Source organism: Glycomyces sp. TRM65418 (assembly GCF_019710475.1).
Taxonomy (GTDB): domain Bacteria; phylum Actinomycetota; class Actinomycetes; order Mycobacteriales; family Micromonosporaceae; genus Glycomyces.
On sequence record NZ_JAJFAX010000020.1, the window covers coordinates 1 to 3203 of the forward strand.

A 3203-nucleotide genomic window follows, 5' to 3' on the forward strand; every position below is an offset into this window, starting at 1 on the left:
TGTTGTCTCAGAATCGCATAGTGTGCGTGAATGTCTCGCTGCAGGCAGCGGTTTCTATCCGACCCGTAGGGCCGTGTAGTAAAAGGTTAAGTTCTCGGCGGTTAGTACCCGTCCACTCCAAACCTTACGGCTCTTCCATGTCGGGCCTATCAACCCCGTCATCTACAGGGCGCCTCACCAGCATAAAACTGACGGAGATCTCATCTCGAAGCACGCTTCCCGCTTAGATGCTTTCAGCGGTTATCGCTCCCGAACGTAGCCAACCAGCCATGCCCCTGGCGGGACAACTGGCACACCAGCGGTTCGTCCATCCCGGTCCTCTCGTACTAGGGACAGCCCTTCATCAAATCTCCTGCGCGCGCGGCGGATAGGGACCGAACTGTCTCACGACGTTCTAAACCCAGCTCGCGTGCCGCTTTAATGGGCGAACAGCCCAACCCTTGGGACCAACTCCAGCCCCAGGATGCGACGAGCCGACATCGAGGTGCCAAACCATCCCGTCGATATGGACTCTTGGGGAAGATCAGCCTGTTATCCCCGGGGTACCTTTTATCCGTTGAGCGACACCACATCCGTACGTCGGTGCCGGATCACTAGCCCCTGCTTTCGCACCTGCTCGACCCGTCGGTCTCACAGTCAAGCACCCTTCTACGCTTACACTCACCGACCGGTTTCCAACCGGCCCGAGGGTACCATTGGGCGCCTCCGTTACCATTTAGGAGGCAACCGCCCCAGTTAAACTACCCACCAGGCACTGTCCCCCGACCCGATCAGGGCCGCGGGTGAGACACACTATCCGACCAGAGCGGTATTTCACCAACGCCTCCACCACGACTAGCGTCGCAGCTTCCCAGGCTCCCGCCTATCCTACACAAACCAGACAATATGCCAATACCAAGCTATAGTAAAGGTCCCGGGGTCTTTCCGTCCTGCCGCGCGAAACGAGCATCTTTACTCGTACTGCAATTTCGCCGAGCATGTGGTTGAGACAGCGGGGAAGTCGTTACGCCATTCGTGCAGGTCGGAACTTACCCGACAAGGAATTTCGCTACCTTAGGATGGTTATAGTTACCACCGCCGTTTACTGGCGCTTCAATTCACCACTGCAGGCCAAAGGCCTTGATGGATCCTCTTAACGTTCCAGCACCGGGCAGGCGTCAGTCCATATACCTCACCTCACGGCTTCGCATGGACCTGTGTTTTTAGTAAACAGTCGCTTCCCCCTGGCCTCTGCAACCCCCCACCGCTTCCGGACGCTTCGTCCCACGGTTTGGGGCCCTCCTTCTCCCGAAGTTACGGAGGCAATTTGCCGAGTTCCTTAACCACACATCACTCGAACGCCTCAGTATACTCTACCTGACCACCAGTGTCGGTTTCGGGTACTGGCCGAACACCACTCGCTAGAGGCTTTTCTCGACAGCACGGGATCACCGAATTCACTCAAAAGAGCTATGCTTCAGCGCTCACCCTCCCCACTCAAGGGGGCACTCCCGGATTTACCTGGGAATGCGGGCTACCACCTTACCCCGCCTAATCCACCAGACGGTACAGCTACCCCACTGCGTCACCCCATCACTACGCTACACACGGAAAGGACCCCAACCAGTCACTGACACCACCACTCCCGAAGGAGCAGCAGCGCCGGCTTCCAGCCGGTTAGCACAACCGCTATCACTCATACGCGATGCTCGGGTACCGGAATATCAACCGGTTATCCATCGACTACGCCTCTCGGCCTCGCCTTAGGCCCAGACTAACCCAGGGCGGAACAACCGTCCCCTGGAACCCTTAGTCAATCGGCGCACAGGATTCTCACCTGTGTTTCGCTACTCATGCCTGCATTCTCACTCGCACCCAGTCCACCAGATCGATCACTCGCCAGCTTCACCCCAGGCACGACGCTCCCCTACCCAACCCCGGCATCCGAAGATACCGGGCATTGCTACGGCTTCGGCGGTGCACTTCAGCCCCGCTACATTATCGGCGCAAAACCACTCGACCAGTGAGCTATTACGCACTCTTTCAAGGGTGGCTGCTTCTAAGCCAACCTCCTGGCTGTCAACGCGACCCCACATCCTTTTCCACTCAGTGCACCCTTAGGGGCCTTAGCCGGTAATCTGGGCTGTTTCCCTCTCGACGACGGATCTTCTCACCCGCCGACTCACTGCCGCACTCAACACCATGGCATTCGAAGTTTAGCTGAGCTCAGTAACCGACACGGCCCATCACCCAACCAGCGCCCTACCACCACGGTGCAACATGCGACGCTGCACCTAAATGCATTTCGGGGAGAACCAGCTATCACGGAGTTTGATTGGCCTTTCACCCCTACCCACACCTCATCCCCCCAGTTTGCAACCTAGGTGGGTTCGGGCCTCCACGACCTCTTACAGCCGCTTCACCCTGGACATGGGTAGATCACCCCGCTTCGGGTCTAAAACATGCAACTCAAACGCCCTCTTCAGACTCGCTTTCGCTCCGGCTCCACCACACGGCTTAACCTCGCTGCACACCTTAACTCGCAGGCTCATTCTTCAAAAGGCACGCCATCACCCGCCTACAGCAGCACGAAGCCACCGCCGGGCTCTGACGGTTTACAGGCACATGGTTTCAGGCACTCTTTCACTCCCCTCCCGGGGTACTTTTCACCATTCCCTCACGGTACTCTCCACTATCGGTCGCCGGACCTCTTTAGGCTTAGCAGACGGTCCTGCCAGATTCACACGAGCCTCCACGAAACCCGCGCTACTCGGGTGCGTCTCCCGAACACCACCAACAACCTTCATCTACGGGACTCTCACCCACTCCGGTCGGCTATCCCACACCGTTCGACTAGCTGCTGATGCATGAACCCAGTTTCGGCAGAAACTAACGGAAACGTCCCACAACCCCTGACCCGCAACGCCTGCCGGCTATCACACGAACCAGGTTTAGCCTCCTCCGCTTTCGCTCGCCGCTACTCACGGAATCACTCTTGTTTTCTCCACAGCAGGTACTGAGATGTTTCACTTCCCCGCCACACCACAACCCGCCCTATACATTCAGGCGAGCGCGACCGGCCATCAAGCCGGCCAGGTTACCCCATTCGGAAACCCTGGGATCACAGTCCAGTTGGCAACTCCCCCAGGCATATCGCAGCCTCACACGTCCTTCATCGGTCATCCGGCACCAAGGCATCCACCATGCGCCCTACACAACTTAAC

At 57.9% G+C, this 3203-nt stretch carries 1 rRNA gene; it reads right to left on the reverse strand.

The features are described 5' to 3' along the window. Positions 1 to 82: 82 nt before the first annotated feature. Positions 83 to 3203, reverse strand: a 23S ribosomal RNA gene (locus tag K3N28_RS23135).